The 17,198-nt window shown below is 57.8% G+C and carries 17 protein-coding genes; 11 read left to right on the top strand and 6 right to left on the bottom strand.

Annotation, left to right across the window (positions count from 1 at the left end):
* Position 1: 1 nt before the first annotated feature.
* The 5 genes from cydB to ACIPZE_RS00705 form a co-directional block, all read right to left on the bottom strand.
* A complete protein-coding gene (gene cydB, locus ACIPZE_RS00725) occupies positions 2–1,003 on the bottom strand; it encodes a cytochrome d ubiquinol oxidase subunit II (RefSeq protein ID WP_400770570.1) in 1,002 nt (333 codons plus the stop codon).
* 12 nt (positions 1,004–1,015) lie between these two features.
* Entirely contained in the window at positions 1,016–2,392 is a 1,377-nt protein-coding gene (locus tag ACIPZE_RS00720; RefSeq protein WP_400770568.1) for a cytochrome ubiquinol oxidase subunit I, read from the bottom strand.
* Between the two features lie 167 nt (positions 2,393–2,559).
* Positions 2,560–2,772, bottom strand: a complete 213-nt coding sequence (locus ACIPZE_RS00715; RefSeq protein WP_129394173.1) for a hypothetical protein — start codon at positions 2,770–2,772, stop codon at positions 2,560–2,562.
* A 94-nt stretch (positions 2,773–2,866) separates the two neighbouring features.
* Entirely contained in the window at positions 2,867–3,964 is a 1,098-nt protein-coding gene (locus tag ACIPZE_RS00710; RefSeq protein ID WP_400770566.1) for a catalase family protein, read from the bottom strand.
* 118 nt (positions 3,965–4,082) lie between these two features.
* Positions 4,083–5,222 carry a glutathione-independent formaldehyde dehydrogenase gene (locus ACIPZE_RS00705; RefSeq protein WP_400770564.1) on the bottom strand — a complete coding sequence of 380 codons (1,140 nt, stop codon included), beginning with the start codon at positions 5,220–5,222 and terminating at the stop codon, positions 4,083–4,085.
* A 299-nt stretch (positions 5,223–5,521) separates the two neighbouring features.
* Between ACIPZE_RS00705 and ACIPZE_RS00700 the strand changes: the two genes are divergently transcribed.
* Positions 5,522–6,262 carry an NAD-dependent epimerase/dehydratase family protein gene (locus tag ACIPZE_RS00700; protein ID WP_400770562.1) on the top strand — a complete coding sequence of 247 codons (741 nt, stop codon included), beginning with the start codon at positions 5,522–5,524 and terminating at the stop codon, positions 6,260–6,262.
* Between the two features lie 109 nt (positions 6,263–6,371).
* Here the strand turns inward: ACIPZE_RS00700 and ppk2 are convergent, their stop codons facing one another.
* Positions 6,372–7,187 (bottom strand): polyphosphate kinase 2, encoded by an 816-nt coding sequence (gene ppk2 / locus ACIPZE_RS00695; protein WP_283436309.1) that lies wholly within the window; start codon positions 7,185–7,187, stop codon positions 6,372–6,374.
* 186 nt (positions 7,188–7,373) lie between these two features.
* On the opposite strand from ppk2, the gene ACIPZE_RS00690 reads away from it, so the two are divergent.
* The 10 genes from ACIPZE_RS00690 to ACIPZE_RS00645 all read left to right on the top strand — a co-directional run bounded on the left by ACIPZE_RS00690 (position 7,374) and on the right by ACIPZE_RS00645 (position 17,131).
* Complete coding sequence (locus ACIPZE_RS00690) at positions 7,374–9,500, top strand: TonB-dependent receptor family protein (RefSeq protein WP_400770560.1); 2,127 nt, start codon at positions 7,374–7,376, stop codon at positions 9,498–9,500.
* A 170-nt stretch (positions 9,501–9,670) separates the two neighbouring features.
* The gene (locus ACIPZE_RS00685) at positions 9,671–10,009 is read left to right on the top strand and encodes a hypothetical protein (protein WP_283436307.1); all 339 of its coding nucleotides are present in this window, start codon (positions 9,671–9,673) and stop codon (positions 10,007–10,009) included.
* Between the two features lie 301 nt (positions 10,010–10,310).
* Positions 10,311–10,841, top strand: a complete 531-nt coding sequence (locus ACIPZE_RS00680) for a glyoxalase superfamily protein (RefSeq protein ID WP_283436306.1) — start codon at positions 10,311–10,313, stop codon at positions 10,839–10,841.
* Between the two features lie 51 nt (positions 10,842–10,892).
* Positions 10,893–11,270 carry a c-type cytochrome gene (locus ACIPZE_RS00675; protein ID WP_400770557.1) on the top strand — a complete coding sequence of 126 codons (378 nt, stop codon included), beginning with the start codon at positions 10,893–10,895 and terminating at the stop codon, positions 11,268–11,270.
* Positions 11,271–11,355: 85 nt separating this feature from the next.
* Positions 11,356–12,069, top strand: a complete 714-nt coding sequence (locus ACIPZE_RS00670) for a DUF695 domain-containing protein (RefSeq protein ID WP_400770555.1) — start codon at positions 11,356–11,358, stop codon at positions 12,067–12,069.
* A 310-nt stretch (positions 12,070–12,379) separates the two neighbouring features.
* Positions 12,380–13,984, top strand: a complete 1,605-nt coding sequence (locus ACIPZE_RS00665) for a GIY-YIG nuclease family protein (protein ID WP_400770553.1) — start codon at positions 12,380–12,382, stop codon at positions 13,982–13,984.
* 16 nt (positions 13,985–14,000) lie between these two features.
* A complete protein-coding gene (locus ACIPZE_RS00660; protein ID WP_400770551.1) occupies positions 14,001–15,086 on the top strand; it encodes a hypothetical protein in 1,086 nt (361 codons plus the stop codon).
* A gap of 92 nt (positions 15,087–15,178) precedes the next feature.
* Complete coding sequence (locus tag ACIPZE_RS00655; RefSeq protein WP_400770549.1) at positions 15,179–16,240, top strand: alpha/beta hydrolase family protein; 1,062 nt, start codon at positions 15,179–15,181, stop codon at positions 16,238–16,240.
* A 157-nt stretch (positions 16,241–16,397) separates the two neighbouring features.
* Entirely contained in the window at positions 16,398–16,619 is a 222-nt protein-coding gene (locus ACIPZE_RS00650) for a hypothetical protein (RefSeq protein ID WP_064390312.1), read from the top strand.
* 38 nt (positions 16,620–16,657) lie between these two features.
* Positions 16,658–17,131, top strand: coding sequence for a hypothetical protein (locus tag ACIPZE_RS00645; RefSeq protein WP_400770547.1), 474 nt, complete (start codon positions 16,658–16,660; stop codon positions 17,129–17,131).
* Positions 17,132–17,198 lie beyond the last annotated feature (67 nt).

Below are 17,198 nucleotides of genomic sequence, written 5' to 3'. Positions count from 1 at the left end.
GTCACGCTTGCCCTCTTACTCGAACCTTGCCACTGAAAACGCGAAAACCATAGGTGTTGTAAATCAGCGTCACCGGGATCAGTACGGCGAAACCGATGAGCATGAACAACTGGCTTTTCGGGCTCGACGTTGCCGCCTGCAAGGTCAGATCCGGTGGGACGATCAACGGATACAGCGCCACCAGCATCAGGGCAAAGGCCAACACAAACACGCCGAGTGCGGCGAACAGCGGTACAAATTGCTGACGTGTGCCAAACCCCAAGGCAAATACCGTCAACAACACCGCAAGCACGACGCCTGCCGACATCCACACGCGTGGATCGCTGAGCCGCTGCGCATATTGCGGCTGTAGCGTCGCCGTCCAGCCGACCAGCACAATCAGCAACAGCACGGTCGCCACCGCCAGTCCTCGCGCTTGCCATGCCGAGCGCAATTGCAATTGCCCGACGCAACGCCAGTGCAGCCAACATGCGCCGAGCCAGGTGTAGCCGATAACCAGCACCACTCCGCTGAACAACGGGAACGGGCTGAGCCATTCGCTGCCATTACCGCTGTATTGCCCGCCCTGATGCGCAACACCCTGCACCAGCGTGCCGAGCACTATGCCCTGCGTCACGCCGGTGAGCAGCGATCCACACAGCAACAAGCCATCGACCGCGCGTTTGCTGGCTTCGCCGGGGGCTTGATCACGAAACTCCAGGGCAACCGCGCGGACAATCAACGCCAGGAACATCAGGATAAAAGGCCAATACACCGCTGGCAGCAGCACGGCATACGCCAACGGAAACAACGCCATCAGCCCACCGCCGCCGAGTACCAGCCACGTCTCGTTGGCATCCCAGATCGGCAGGATCGTCACCGCCATCGCGCGGCGTTCCTTGGGGTCGCGGGTCATGCCCATCAGCACGCCGACGCCCAGATCGGTGCCGTCGAGCAATACGTAATTCATTACCGAGAACACCAGGGCACCGGCACACAGCAAGGTAATCCAGTCGATGTCCATTGCTGAAGTTCCTCAAGAATGGCCCGTTTCATCTGCCAGGGTTGGCTGTGGCCCCGGCTCATCCTCGTGCGGCGGCTCACGCAGCAGACGCAACAATACCCACAGGCCGATGCCGAAGATCAGCAAGTAAAACAGCAGGATCAGCCAGGTCGCCCCCATTACTTGCGCCCGTGACACCGACGACAGGCTGTCCGCCGTGCGCAGCAGGCCATAGACGGTAAACGGCTGACGACCGACCTCGGTAACGACCCATCCGCTGAGCATCGCCAGAAAACCCGCCGGGGCCAGCAATACGTTGCTCCATAGCCAGCCGCGTGACGTGTACAGGCGCTGTCGCCAGCGCAGCCGCAAGCTGACAAGGCCTTGTACCAGCATCAGGATTGCCAGCCCGACCATCAGGCGGAAGGCGAAAAACACCGGTGCCACCGGCGGGATGTCAGCGCGCGGAAACTCATCCAGCGCCGCAATCGTGCTACTCAGGTCATGGCGCAAGTACAACGAGCCAATCCGTGGAATCGCCAACTCCCAGTGGTTGCGCCGCTCGCTCATGTCCGGCCAGGCAAACAGCCGCAATGGTTCACCCGCCCCTGGCGCTGGCCGCGTCCATGAGCCCTCGATGGCCGCGACCTTTTGCGGCTGGACCTCAAGCGTGTGCAGGCCATGCAGATCGCCAACCACGATCTGCAGCGGCACCAACCCAACGATCACCCAAAGCGCCATCGAGAATTGCAGACGCGCTCGCGGATTGTCCGAAGCCTTGAGCAATTGCCAGGCGCTGATACCGCCGACAAAAACGGCGCTGCCGAGCAACGCAGCGATGGTCATGTGCGCCAGTCGATAAGGAAACGACGGATTGAAAATGATTGTCCACCAGTTTTCGGCGATGAAACGACCGTCAGCAGCAATCGAAAAACCGGCGGGCGTGTGCATCCAGGAGTTGGCCGAGAGAATCCAGAACGCGCTGATCAGCGAACCTGTGGCCACCGCGCACGTTGCAAAAAAGTGCAGGCGTGGCCCGACTTTCTTCCTGCCAAAAAGCATGATCCCGAGAAACCCGGCCTCGAGAAAAAACGCCGCCAACACCTCATAAAACATCAACGGGCCGAGCACATCGCCGGCCTGCACCGCCAATCGCGACCAGTTCAGACCGAACTGGTACTCCAGAATCAGTCCCGACGCGGTGCCCACCGCTACATTCAGGGCAAACACCTTCAGCCAGTAGCGATAGACATCCAGATAAACCTTGCGCCCGGTCTTCAGCCACAAGGCTTCCAGCACCATGAGGAAATTCGCCAGGCCAATGGTCAACGCCGCCAGCACGATATGGAAACTGATCGTGATCGCGAACTGTGCACGGGCCGCCATCAGCGCGGAATCGATCGTGTCCATGCAGGCACTCACCCGCTGAAAAATACCGCGATTTTGTTGCCCACCGGATCGCGCAGGCAGGCGATGTAAAAGTCAGCGGATCGCTTGATAAAACCCGAACGAACGCTGCACCTCGTTGGCACCGATAAACAGATATTGAACATGGGATTTTTCTCCGATCACAGTGATCAATGGGTTCCCCCGCTATCGCCGGTGAACACACTCCCCGCATCACGCACCAGTTGCCGCCATTCGGCACTGGTGATCAACCCTTGCTCCTCCATTTCATCGGCAGCCTTGAGCAATTCGTCGTACTGCTCCTCCGGGTCCAGGTGTTTGTGCGACTGCGTCGCCAGTTCGCGCCATGCCGCCAGTTTTGTCTGCTTTCGCTGATCGAACATAGGGACTACTCCTTGAGGACTCCCCCGGTAGAAAGTCGCCGGATGGCAGTGGTTCAGGACAATCGACGGGTGGAACGCCGATTCGTCCCCGACACTAACGGGGCTCGTGAATCGGGCAACCGTTATGCTCACCGCGAAAACGCGCAGACATTTCATAAGCAGGCTTTCTCACCCGCATCACCCCACCCAAAGGACGATGGCTCGCGAGGCCGTGCCAAGGGCTGAACGACATGCCGTCATCGATTTCCTCAACGTTTTCGGAGGACCACGCGTTCTGTGCATCGACCTCTATGCGAGCGACGGTAATGTAAGGGCTGAGTTTTTCCGGCCATTCGACCGATGCATCCTCAATCGGCATTTTTTCCAGGTCAGTCGCCAGCTGTACGCGAACCTCCCAGATCCCCGGGTTCTGCGCAAAAAAGTCTTTGATCGCCTGGCGCAGGCCGTCGGGATTGCCGGCAAAATCAACGTGCTGATGGGTCAGAGCGGTCAACGCAGGAGAGAGCGGCACCACCGCCAGTTTCGCGTAATAGGTGCCATACAGAATCGGCGCAACGGTGCTGAAACTTTCCCCGAGAATATGCGTTTGCGGGTGGCCGCCAAGACTCTTCAACGTGCCACTTTCGCCGCCGACCGATTCGATGGCCGCTTCCACACCGCGCAGCAACGCAGAAAACGCTTTCTTCAGCCCCGGCGCCTTGTCTGTGGTCTTCGCCAACAACTTCAGCGACTTGAGAAAGGCCTTGGGCGTGGCGGAGGTGAAGGCTTTGGCATTGATCATCACAAAATCCTGAGTGACTGCCCCTTCACTGCCCGGCAGGCGCGCCCCCTCGACACCTGTGATCTTCAGCGCCAGGCCTCTTGGGGTCGACACCTTGTCATCGAGAATGTCGCCGGGGTTGGTCGAGAAACGCAAAACCACCGGCAATGTCACCGGCGTCGCAAAGAGCCCTTGAGCGAGTTCAGCCGGTAAGTTATCGAGCACCGTGATCCGCCCGCGCAGCAAGCCATGGGCTTTGGCATGAACGCTGCGCGTGGCGTGACCGTTGTCCTTGAAGGTGGTTTCCATAATGGAATGCAGGGCCTTGGCCAACTCCTCGCTGGTCTGCGCCTCGTCATCGGGGATCTGCTCGAAAGAAGGCTCGAACGGCAATGGCCTGACTGCCCTGCTGACGGCTGGAAGGTCGTTCATGAAAGGTATCTCCACTCGGCAATGGAATCACGGATAAGCGACTGTTCTTATGGGTATGGCTTGCGCAAAGCGCTGGAGAAACGCGCCGGCGGGAGTGCCGCCGGCGCTGGCAAGCGACTCAAGCGGCTGGTTTGAGCACGACTTTTGTCCAGCCGTTATCACGCGCATCGAAATGCTTGTAGGCATCCGGCCCTTCGGCCAGTTTCAGGCGATGCGAGATGATCTGCGCAGGGTTGGCGCGGCCGTGATGAATGAGCTCGGCGAGGCGACGGTTGTAGTGTTTGACGTTGGCTTGACCAGTGCGGATCTGCTGGCCCTTGAACCAGAACGAGCCGAAATCGAAGGCCATCTTGCCTTGCTTGGCCAGTTCGTTTTCAGCGCCCGGATCCTGCGGCACAAACACGCCGACCACACCGATACCGCCGGTAGCCTTGGTGGAGGCGACAAGGTTGTTCATGGTCAGGTGATTGGCTTCGTGGCCATGGCGATCGCAGCACTGATAACCGACGCACTCGCAGCCACGGTCGGTGCCTTTGCCGTGGGTCAGATTGAGGATCTGATCCACCGCCTCTTTCTCCAGCGAATTGATCGGTGTCGCGCCCAACTGGGCGGCCAGTTTCAAACGGTCAGGATGATTGTCGACGACAAAGACCTGCGACGCGCCCTTGATCATCGCCGAGTGCGCCGCCATCAAGCCAACCGGCCCGGCGCCATAAATGGCAATGCTCTCACCTGGCAGCAGACCGGCCAGTTCAGTCGCGTGCCAGCCTGTCGGGAAGATGTCCGAGAGCATGACGTAATCGTCCTCGCGCTCCTCGGCATCTTCGGGCAGCACCAGACAATTGAAGTCGGCATACGGCACGCGCAGCAATTCAGCCTGGCCGCCCTGATAAGGCCCCATGTCGGCGAAACCATACGCGGCGCCCGCGCTGCCGGGATTGGCGGTCAGGCAAAAACCGGTCAGGCCTTTTTCGCAGTTCTCGCAGAAGCCGCACCCGATGTTGAAAGGCAGACATACCCGGTCACCGACCTTGACCCGATCAACGCCAGCGCCGACCTCAATCACCTCACCAAGATTCTCGTGGCCAAACACCCGGCCGGTCTCCATCGAGGTGCGCCCTTCATACATGTGCAGATCCGAACCACAGATATTGGTCGTGGTGATTCGCACCAGAACGTCGGTAGGTTTCTCGATTCTGGCATCCGCGACAGTCTGCACGCTGACATCACGCGGGCCGTTGTAAACGATTGCTTTCATGGTGTTCTCCCGTTAGCCAGACGACGGGGAAATTTCGTCTGCTCAGACTTATCTGTCAGAGCGGCAAGAACGTATGTTCAATGGATTGCAGCGCGTGTCTGACGGACGGTCTGCAAAAGCGCTGAACGTCGAAAACAGTGAATTTTATGAAGGTGCCGCTTTCTATTTGCGAGCTGCGTGCACGGCTGATCAGGTATTGCCGGGAATCGGCAAAGACCTTGATGTGCAACATCCGGGGATGATATTCATCGGATTGGCCGAGCGGCCAGAATGGAATCTCACCCTGAGGACACACGGAAATGAGTACGCGAAAAATCCTGGTCACCGGTGCTGCGGGCAAGATCGGCAACGCTTTCTGGATGGCCTATGGCGATGAACTGGACTTGCGTTTGGCCGATGTCGACGACAGTCGTTTTCCGGATTCGCTGGAAAGCTGCACTCTCGATATCACCGACCTACCCGGCTGCCTTGCGGCCTGTGAAGGCATAGACACGGTGATTCACCTCGCGGCGGATCCGAATCCCGACGCGGACTTCATGACCTCTGTCCTGCCGGTGAATATGGTGGGGACCTACAACATGCTGCTCGCCGCGAAGACGCAGGGCTGCAAGCGCTTTATCTTTGCCAGCAGCGCCCAGGCGATTGAAGGCTATCCGAAGGATGTGCAAGTTCACGAATGCATGGCGCCGAAACCCGGCAATCTTTATGGGGTGGGCAAAGCGTTCGGGGAAGCGTTGGCGTCGTTGTATGCCAACGACGGTGAGATGACGACCATCGCCGTGCGCATTGCCAACGTCAACGAATTCCATCCGGGTGAAGTTCACAGCCACAGGGACGTCGCTGCGTTTATCAGTGTGCGGGATGTCGTGGCGTTACTGCGCAACTGCGTTGAAGCCGAGCTGAGCGGATACCACGTGGTCCATGGCGTCTCGAACAACCGCTACAAGCGCCTTGCCATTGACCAGACCAAAGCGATCGTCGGCTACGCGCCGCTGGACGATGCATTCAACATTCTGGAAGGTCGCACTCAGCAAGATTGATTGAAACCTGTAGGAGTGAGCCTGCTCGCGATTGCGCAATGTCTGTGCCGAAAATGTTGGCTGACACTGCGCCTTCGCGAGCAAGCTTGGCGCCTGCGGTTCTGCTGGCTCAGAATTTTTGCGCGACGCGTTGATAGGGGTAATCCGGCTCGCGGTATTTACCCGGTTTCTGCCGTTTGGGCAGTTCGATCTTCTCGCGTTTCACATCCTCATACGGAATGCGGCTGAGCACGTCAGTGATGATGTTCAGCCGTGCCCGGCGCTTGTCGTTCGAGTCCGCCACCAGCCACGGCGCATGCTCGGTGTCGGTGTGTTTGAACATCTCGTCCCGCGCCCGTGAGTAGTCGTACCAGCGGCTGTAGGACTTGAGATCCATCGGCGTCAGTTTCCAGGTCTTGCGGCCGTCGTTGATGCGTGCTTCAAGTCGACGGGTCTGCTCTTCGGGGCTGACTTCGAGCCAATACTTGAGCAGGATCACCCCCGACTGGACGATGGCATGTTCGACCCACGGGATCGACTTGAGGAATTTGTCAGCCTGATCCTCGGTGCAAAAGCCCATCACCCGCTCGACGCCGGCGCGGTTGTACCAACTGCGGTCGAAGATCACCACTTCACCTCCTGCCGGCAAATGAGGCAGGTAGCGCTGAACGTGCATCTGGGTTTTTTCCCGATCCGTCGGTGCCGGCAGCGCCACCACGCGAAAGATTCGAGGGCTGACGCGTTCGGTCAGCGCCTTGATCGTCCCGCCCTTGCCGGCGCCATCACGCCCTTCGAAGACGATGCAGACTTTGACGCCCTTGGCGATCACCCACTCCTGCAACTTGACCAGCTCAACGTGCAGCTTGCGCAACTGCTCAAGGTAATCCTTGTTTTTCAACTTCGGACTTTCAGGCGCCTTGACGGCCTTCTTTTTGTCTTTTGCCATGACCGAGCCCTCACGAATGAATGCGGAAACAAAGCGTTTATTGACGCGGCAAACCAGACACGTGAGGTTAGCCCACGACTTGCGGTTTGCCATTAACGGGCAAAAAGCCAAATCGCCATGTGTTTCCTTCGTTCTTTGTTACGTCGCACTGTTCATTGTCCGCCCCTTGTTCGCTGGAGTTTCTCGATGCCGTCGCCCAAATCCCTGCCCATTGCCCTGCTGGGCCTGGCCCTTGCCTGCCCGGCGATGGCCGAGACTCAAGGAATGGAACTGGGGCAAGTGCTGATTTCGGCCGACGAGCGCGGCGGTGCAGACGCCAGCGTCGAAGAAGCCAAGACCCGGCTCGATCAGGTGCCAGGCGCCACCAACGTCGTCGATATGCGCCAGCCTTTGCAGGGCCGCGTGGCGAGCAATCAGGACGTGCTGGCCTATCAACCGGGTGTTTACGCGCAGTCGGCGGGTAACGAGGGGGTGAAGATTTCCGTGCGTGGTTCCGGCATCAACCGTGCGCCGGGCGCCCATGCCTCGGGGCTGTACACGATGCTCGATGGCCTGCCGTTGACCGGCCCCGGCGGCACGCCCTATGAATTGCTCGAACCCCTGTGGGTCGATCACGTTGAAGTGTTGCGCGGCGCCAACGGTTTTGACCGTGGCTCGCTGGCACTCGGCGGCGCCATCGATTACGTCAGCCACACCGGTTACAACGCACCGAAACTGCAAGTGCGCTACGCCACCGGCAGTCACGGTTATCAACAGCGCCAGGTGAGTTCCGGACAAGTGCTGGGCGACTTCGATTACTACGTGTCGCTGACCGATGCCAACGCCGACGGTTATCAGGATCACACCGCCAGCGAAAGCAAAGGCCTGATTGCCAACTTCGGTTACCGCTTCAACCCGAATCTGGAAACACGCTTCTACATCCGTTACCGCGAAACCGACAACGACCTCGCCGGCCGCGTGACCAAGCATTCCATCGAACATGATCCTCGCGCCGCCAACCCTTCCTACGTGTCGCGCGACGACAGCCGCAAACAGCCCGGCAGCACCTTCATCGGTAACAAGACCACGTTCTACATCGACGACGATTCGAGCATCCAGACCGGCCTGGTCTATCACGATTACCCAATGGACCTGCGCGAAGGCCCGAACCGCCTGAAAGTCGCCTACACCGACGTCAGCGGCACCTTCGACTACAAACGCCGCGACACGATTTTCGGCATGGAAAGCCGCAGTAATGTCGGCCTGCGCGTGACCAAACATTTGCCCAACGACGGCGCCAGCGAAATGGTGCGCATCCCCACCGGCAACACCGCCGGCTACGCGCCGGGCACGCACATGCGCAACTTCACCTATCAGGGTTCGGACACCGTCCTGCACTTGGGCAACGACCTGGAAATCGCCGACGACCTCTGGCTGACCACCGGCCTCGCCGCCATCTACACCCGCCGCGAAAGTGACGTGACCTACCCGCAAAGCGGCGGCAAAACCAGCATGAACGACTGGGACTACGCCCCGCGCCTCGGCCTGCGCTACCAGATCACGCCAGACCTGCAAGTGTTCGGCAACCTCAGCCGCTCGGTCGAAGCACCGCACCCGTGGTCGCTGATCTACAGCTCCAACGTGCGCTTCCCGGCCGGCAATGGCGCGGCAACCGGCACGCAAAAAGATCCGGTCAAACTGCAAAACCAGACAGCGACCACGCTGGAACTCGGTGGGCGCGGTGACAGTGTCGTCGGCGAATGGAGTCTGGCGTGGTATTACGCGCAAGTGCGGCATGAGCTGCTGTCGGTGCTGCCGGATGCCAATGCCGTCACGCCGTATGAGTTGAATGCCAGCCCGACCGTGCACCAAGGTGTCGAAGCCAGCCTGAACAGCCAACTCTGGTCGGCTGCCGATGGCCGACAGTTGAGCTTGCGCCAGGCGTATACGTTCAGCGATTTCCACTATCGCGACGATGAGCGCTTCGGCGATAACCGCTTGCCGGGGTTGCCGATGCACTACTACCAGGGCGAATTACGTTATGACTGGCCGCAGGGTTTCTTCGCAGCGGTGAATACCCAGTTGGTTTCCAAAGTTGCAGTGGATTACGCAGACAGTTACTACGCCGATCCTTACGCACTGTTTGGTGCAACGCTGGGCTACAACGCGCCGAAGGGTGACTGGCAAGGTTGGGTGGATATGCGTAATTTGACCAACAAGCACTACGCGGCGACGGTCACGCCGGGCTATGACGATAAAGGAGCGGATGCCGCGCGGTCGACGCCGGGTGAAGGGATGGGGGTTTATGTCGGGGTTTCGTGGAGTTTGCTCTGACACTTCTTCGAGTAGTTCCTTCAGACGGCTACTCAACTGGCTGTGACTTGGATGAACAACCCTTTGCGATGTGAAATCGAGAGTGTTATCTATGCGACTTTTCTCGGCCTCTGGCGCCCAGGGAAGTTCGACAGTCAGCGGTTTGGACAAGCGTTTTCCATGGAAGCATTATGAAAACAGACATCACAAAACAGCTGATCCAGGGCCTCCCACAACACAGCAGTCCTCGCGAACTACTCATCCAGGTACTGGAAGCCTCGATCGAGTTGGTATCGCTTCCTGACAATGATTTCAGCTGGTCTTCATGGGCGGATGAGGATGCGGCAAAAACCGAACTGGAGTTGCTGCTTGATTCGCTCAGAGCTGGCGCGCTACCCGACAAGCTTCACATCGCCGTGCTTTTCGCTCCTACTGGACCGCTTCAAGAGCTCAGTCTCAGCAGCGGATGGGCAGATACTTTTTTGAAAGTCGCCGATAAATTCGATGAAGCTGAAGCGCGCCTGTGGTGAGTGAAGGCACGTCCCGGTCTGGTTTTGCAAACGCTTTGTAGGAGCTGCGGCACGCTGCGATCTTTTGATTTTGCATTTAAAGATCAAAAGATCGCAGCGTGCCGCAGCTCCTACAGGGGCGTGGGGACGGCTTTCGTTGTGTTGGGCCGCTGTGTATCATCGGCGCAGGCTGATGCTGCCTGCCGCTCGCTTCCGAAAGGAAAGGTGAAAGCATTGCTTCTTTTCCCCAAATCCCTGCGCATTTCTTGAAGTCGAGGTTTGGCAACGCGAGCACCAGAATATCTCGACCACAGGAGATACGATGCTTTCAATCGAACAAGCCAAGCAGATGGCCAAACGGCTGCGCGCCGCGCTGGCGTCGAGCGATCAAGCGATGACCCATTGCGCAGCACTGGAAACAGTCGCGCAGCAATTGGGCTACAAGGACTGGAACACCGCATCGGCAATGCTGCCTGCGGCAAAACCCGAATCTGCAATCACCTTCGATAAAGCCATTCCGATCCTGCGAATTTTCGACGAAACCAAAACCCGCGAGTTCTACCTCGACTTTCTCGGTTTCAGTGTCGAATTCGAACACCGGTTCGAAGCGGATCTACCGCTCTACCTGGGGATCAGCCGCAATGGCCTGCAACTGCATCTTTCCGAACATCATGGCGATGCAAGTCCAGGCTCGACGGTGTTTGTGCCGATGCATAACATCGAATCGTTCGGCGAAGAATTATTGAACAAGCGCTATGGGTACGGACGTCCGAGTGTTGTGCAACAGGACTGGGGCAAGGTCCTGGAAGTGTACGACCCCTTCGGCAACCGCATCCGCTTCTGCCAGAGCTGATCGTAAAATGCGGACCGGATAGTCCGGTCCGCCACAAGGACATGTGAAAAAATGAAAGTACTGCTTATCGCGGCGCTTGGAATTCTGTCGGTTGTTCAAACATCTTTGTCCGTTGCCGATAACACCAATGGCAAGAGTCTTTTTGTGCAGCGATGTGCGATGTGCCACGGAGCCGATATCAAGGCAACAGGCCCCTTGGCAAATAAAAGCCAGCCGCCGACACCTGACCTGACAACGACCGCCTTCAAGAAACGCCTGAATGATTATCCGGGGGTCATCGTCTCCTCGATCATCCTTCGCCCCAATGGCGACTTGATTCCAAGGACCCTGCGCGAGAACGGCGTAAAAATAGCGCCGCACGCCTGGAGCGTTGAAGACTTTCGCGACTTGAATCAATACATGAGTAGCGTGATTTCAAAAAGTCGCTGATTTTATAAGCGGCATTGATCAGGCATTGCCCGCACGCCTCTCGCCGCCCAACTATTCCCCCGCCCCTCCCAAGGAAGGCACGTTTTTGAAGCGCATTAAATTCAACAACCAAAACACCCTTAATCGCACTTTGCCGCTGCTACTGCTGTTGGCATCAACAGTTCTGCTCAACACGGGATGCGCCCATCCTCCGCCACCGGTCGAACGCGACCCGTGCCTGGATGAAGGCCCAAGCCAGAGTGCCGCTTACGAGGACTGTGTGGTTGACCGTAATGACGAAAGAGATGCGGCACTCAAGGCCATTCTTGGCACTGGTCCTGGTCTTTATACACAAGCACGTCTCGCCGAGCCGGGGGAGGACCCTCTACAGGATTCCGACTACCCGGATATCCCCGGTCCCATGAACTATCACACTGCCAACACAATTTCCGCGGCGGAGCAGCAAGCGTTGCCGTTCAAGATGAAAGTCCGCTGGAACTACACTTCCCGGAAGTTCCTGCCGCGACCTCGCGATCTGGTGCGCATGAATGAAATGGAAGTTTTGCTAAGGTCGGCCGCAACGGAAAACGGCCTGGCGAAGTGGGTGTGCACCGTGACCGGTGAGCAACGTCGAGAGTGGGTTTTCTACGCCCGAAGCGACGCTGATTTCATGACTCGCATGCAAACGATACTGGCCGCGACCGGGCCGTATCCCGTCGAATGGAGCGGTCGTAAAGATCCTGCGCACAAGGTCGATGGGACAAGTAGCGCCAACGCTTCCGGGGAAATCCTTATTACCCCGAAACTGTGCGTGGAGTGATATTCAGGGGCTCTTGCGGCAGAGCGTGATTAACCTCCGCCGCCATCTGTTCAGCACTGCTCATCCCGGCGTTTGCTGATATCGCTAGCGTTTGCTCTGCTATCAAGTCCTCCCGCGCCCGGTTGCGCCCGGCACCGTTCCGCTCGTTCAGGGCGTTCGTTCCTGAAGTCTCTGTTGCTTATGGGGCTTGTCGCGCCTGGCGTATCCGGTCACCATCCACGTATTAGCCATCTAATTGCCACCACGCGATTTGGCTCCACTTCTCTTGTGAAACATCAAACAAAACGCCTCACTAACAAGGACAGAATGCGTGGCCAGCGAACTTCAAGCACCTTCCAGCACGATATTGCCCCCGAATCCTCAGGATGCAGTCTTGGCGACCTTGCCACCCATGGCCAACCTGATTGTTGATCGCGCTATCGATAACGTGACCCGCAAGTTGGTGGCAGGCTACCGCAACAAACGCAACGCCACTCCGAACGCCAACCACACCGATTTCAGTGCCGAGGCTAAAGAAGCTTTGAAAGCGACTTCGGCCCAGTCCGTCATGCAGGTCGCAAACCGCGGCCAGGCGTGGAAAGAGATGATTCAGAAGAGCCTGACGCATGGCATTTCATCGCTGGCAACCTTGAAGTTCGATGGCAAGTTCACGATCGAGAATGGCCAACGACCGGATGATTTCAAGCAGAAAATGCCCAACGCCCCCGGCGTCTATGTTGTCTTCGATAAATACGATAAGCCTGTGTATGTGGGCGACAGCGAGAACATGCAATCGCGCTGGAATGCCGGCCATTTCAACGAATACAAGCAGGGGCAGAAACCTGGAGCAGAGCCTTACAAACTCGCCGATGTGATGGAAACCGGTTGTACCGTCCGGTTCATCAATATGGAATCCAAAGAGACCGCCGCCGCATTGGAAGCCCATCTGATCAGGGAGAACTTTGCTCAGTTCAAGGACGTGAGCAAGAGCGAGAAAAATTCTTCTGCGGACGAAGATGCCAAACGAGAGCCGGCATTGTCCGACGGCAGGCTTAGGAACAGAAAGGAGGAGCTGGCGACTGAACAGGGCACCCGCAGCAACCAAGAAGCGAAGAAGATCAAAGACACATCGGGGGCGACCATTTCTCTAGCGGCCGGTGCAGCCGGCGAGGCTTTCAAGAATGTTGGTTATGACATCTTCGAGCGACTGACGACGACTGCAATCAAAGCCATCAAAGATGAACTGGTAGACGTGTTGAGTGGAGGCGTCGCCAAGATCAAGGTGCGCGTAGATCGGATGTTGAAGAAGATCCTCGCAGTATTGCGCAATGTATTGGAAAACCCGCTACAGCTCTTGCGTGGTATTGCCGAGTTCATCGTCAACGCCCTGTCCAAGACCATCGGCCAGATCTACAACCTGGCGCGCAACCTTTTCGATTTGGCCAACAACAGCTGGCAGCTCTACAAAGGGGCGCAGACGATGCCCCGTGAGGAGCTCGTCCGCAAAATCAGTGAAACCGTCATCATTAGCGGATCATTGGTGATATGGGATTCGCTCGACCTGATGCTGGAAAAATGGCTGGTAGCACAGACAGGTGGCGCCTTGGCCCCATTCGCGCCTTACATCTCAGCAGCCGTCGCTGCCGTGGGTTTCGGCATTTCAGCTCATGCCCTGCAGGGTTTCATGACCCGCATTATCAACGCAGTCATCGCCTTCCAGGACGGGCAAGTGGAGGTGCTGAACGCTGAGCGCGCAGCGTGTGAGCAACTCATCATTGTCGCAGAAAACGAACTGGCGCTGATTGGCGATCTGGGTGGCTACATCGAGTCAGAGCTGATGGTTCTGGGACAGATGGAAGCTTATACCCGTACGTTGTCGATTCATGAGCCCATTGCCGCGATCGACCCTCTCACTCTCCGTATTATCCGCTCCTGATTCGAGAAGCACGCCTATGAACATGCATAACACCCCCGCCAGGCTTCCTGCTGTAATGCGACGTGCCGACGGTATCCTGACAGCCGCCAACCACCAAGAGATCAGGGACTTCACGCGAGCCCTTGAAGAGGCGGTTCTGGACATAGAACGGGCATCACGCCAGAGTTTAGAAGTCAAAGACCAGGCTAGCTCACTAATGAACAGTCTGGAGAGCCGGAACTGGTGGGGCCAGCTCACCTCGGGGTTGTCAGGTAACACCGATAAAGAGCTGGCCATTCTGGTTCAGGGACTGGGCGCCAGTCTCGTGGTCACCCAGAAAGTGCTGCAAGTCATGTTGAAGGTCATGACCCAGAAAAACCAGGTGCTGCAGGGATTCAATGAGGCACTGGTCAACAAAATCGCGATGGTCACGGCAGATACAAAAACCCTCGATGGCAATCAGAGAGCCGTGGTCAAAGCTTTCCTTGACCAATTGCAGCAGCAGGTCTGCGACCAGTTACAACAGCAAGACATGGTCGATAGTCTGGAACTGCGCATGATTGACTGTGAAGCATGGCGCGAAGAAAAAGAAATCCATGAACAGTTTGTCAATGCGCAGTTGACCAGGCATGAGCAAAGTCAACAATCGGCAACTTCGCGCACCCAGGAACTGGAAGGCAACGTTAAAGTTCTTACCGATCAGACAGGTCGACTCGCACAGCATCGAACCCTTGATGATGCACGGATAACTGAACTGGCGCTGAAGACGCAGGCCTTCTCACAGCAACTGCCAGCGCTCGACAATTGCAATCGCGTACTTGCCGGCCGTGTGGATGTTCTGGAAGCTGAGCGTGCTGACTTGGCCAGGCAGATGCACCTATTGACCGACCGCACCAAGACGGCGGAGGCTGCACTAACGCAGCAATCTGCAACGATCAGTCTGCTGCAGCAGGTTGATATTGAGCAGAAAACTCTGCTTCGCGCCGTTGAACAGCGGCTGTCGTCACTGGAAACTATCGATAGTTCGTCCCGAACCACAAAGGCGCGAGCCATCCACTATGCACCGACGCTGGTGGCTTGCCTGCTGGGAGCGCTGGCGATTTATCTATCGCTGGCAACGTAAGCAAGCTACAGCGCAGTGTGCAAACTGTGTTGCACACTGCCAGCGGATTGCAAATTGCCATCCCCTCCCCCCAATCATGGAAGATCCACTCATTGAAACCAGCTCTCGGTGCCCTGCTTTTAACCTGCCTGACCACCAGCGCGCTCGCTGACGTCAACGCTATCGGTTTCCAGTCCTCGACCCTGCCCGACCCGCACAATGAGCGAGCGCTGGAGATGGTCGTCTGGTATCCGGGTAAAACCACTGCCACACCCCAATTGATCGCCGACGATGTGGTGTTTGTCGGCAATGCCGCCGTGCGCGACGCGCCGCCCACCGCAGGCGAGCATCCACTGGTGGTGCTTTCCCACGGTTATCGGGGCAACTGGAGCAATCAGGGCTGGCTGGCGAGTGCGTTGGCCCAGCAGGGTTACATCGTCGCGGCGGTCAACCACCCCGGCACCACCACCCATGACCGTAGCTTGCAAGCTGCCGAGCAGTTGTGGCAGCGGCCGGGCGACCTGAGCCGGGCGATTGCGGCGGTGACCTCGCAGCCGCAGAAGTTTGGTGCCGTCGCACCGCGCCAGATTGCTGTGGTGGGCCATTCGCTCGGCGGCTGGACGGCCATTGAAATCGCCGGTGCGCGGTTCGATCCGGAGCTGTTTGCGCGTGACTGCAAGGTTCATCCGCAACTGGCCAGTTGCATCAATTACGACAAGATCAATCCGGCCAGCACGCCCGCACTGAAAACTCAATTGGCCAGCGACTTGCGCGACAAACGCGTCACCGCCGTGGTTTCCCTTGACCTCGGTTTTTCGCGCGGGATGACCAGTGAAAGCCTGGCAGCGCTGCCGGTGCCGGCGCTGGTGATCGCTGCCGGTGCGCCGTCGCAGGATCTGCCTGCGCAACTGGAGTCAGCCGACCTCGCCAAACGCCTGCCGCAGGGGTCAACGCAGTATGTCGAGATCCGCGATGCCAGCCATTTCACCTTTTTGGCCATGTGCAAACCGGGTGCCGTGGCACTGCTTGAAGAAGACGTGCCTGGCGATGGAATCATTTGTGGAGATGGCGAGGCTGCGCGTCCTCGGGGGGTTATCCAGCAGCAGGTTGCAACGTTGATCAACGAGTTCTTGCAGCAGGCCTGGAAGCAGCAAGACAATCTGGCGAAGCGCTGACAGCGAGGCTTTTGCAGACAGGAACAACCGGTTTATCAAGTGCTTGTGTGAGTGAAGCTGAGCGGATGAGTGCAGCAATGCCATTGATGTGCCACTACTGAAATAGTATGTTACTCAAAATCCATCCCCAGCTTCACCCCCGCACAAGGAAGACGTCATGTCGCTCAAAGGAAAGATAATCTCCGGTTATCTGGTCATCGGCTTGATCTACGCGCTCTACTCCTGGCTGTTCAGCTCCATCTACTCCCACGCAGGCTTCTTCTACAACCTCGGCCGGGGCCTGATGTGGCCAGCGGCGATGTTCCCGGCGCTCGGCGCATTCATCGGCGGTGTCGTACTGGTGATCATCGCCGGCGCCTACGCGCTGAGTCGCCGCTAAGGCTTCTGCACTTCAAAATCTTTCAAGGACAAATGCTCATGGGCATGAAAAAAATCACCCTGGCCGTGTTGCTGGCAACGGCGCTGGCCGGCTGTGGTGGCAGTAAGGACAAGGCGCAGGAACTGGTCGAGGCCAGTGGCATGACCAAGCAATATGGCAGCATGGTCGAGATGGTATCCACCGCTTACGCCTCGCGCTATCCGATGCTTGAGCGCGAGCAGATTCGCAACGTCGTGCGCGAAAACATCGATCCCGAAGACTTGAAGGACAAGGTCGTCGAGATCTACGCCGACCACTTCGACAACGACGAACTCGACCTGATGATTCGCGCCAACCAGCATCCCGAGCAGGCCATGGCGATCATCCTGACCTCGAAAAAAGGTCGCGATCTGGCTGAAAAAGTCATGACCATCCAGACCACCATCACCAAAGACATGCAAGAAGCGATGGCGGACAGCGATGAGGCAATCATCGACGCGCTGGATGATTTGAAGGATGAAGCGCAGGGCTGAGACCAAGTCGCCAGCGCGCGGAATGGCGCCGTGCCTGAAGGGCCTGTGACTGGCCCTTCAGGATTAT

The organism is Pseudomonas sp. NPDC089741, assembly GCF_044748825.1.
GTDB lineage: Bacteria > Pseudomonadota > Gammaproteobacteria > Pseudomonadales > Pseudomonadaceae > Aquipseudomonas > Aquipseudomonas helmanticensis.
Note: the sequence above shows the minus strand (reverse complement) of the source record. Positions and strands in the feature narration are given on the sequence as shown.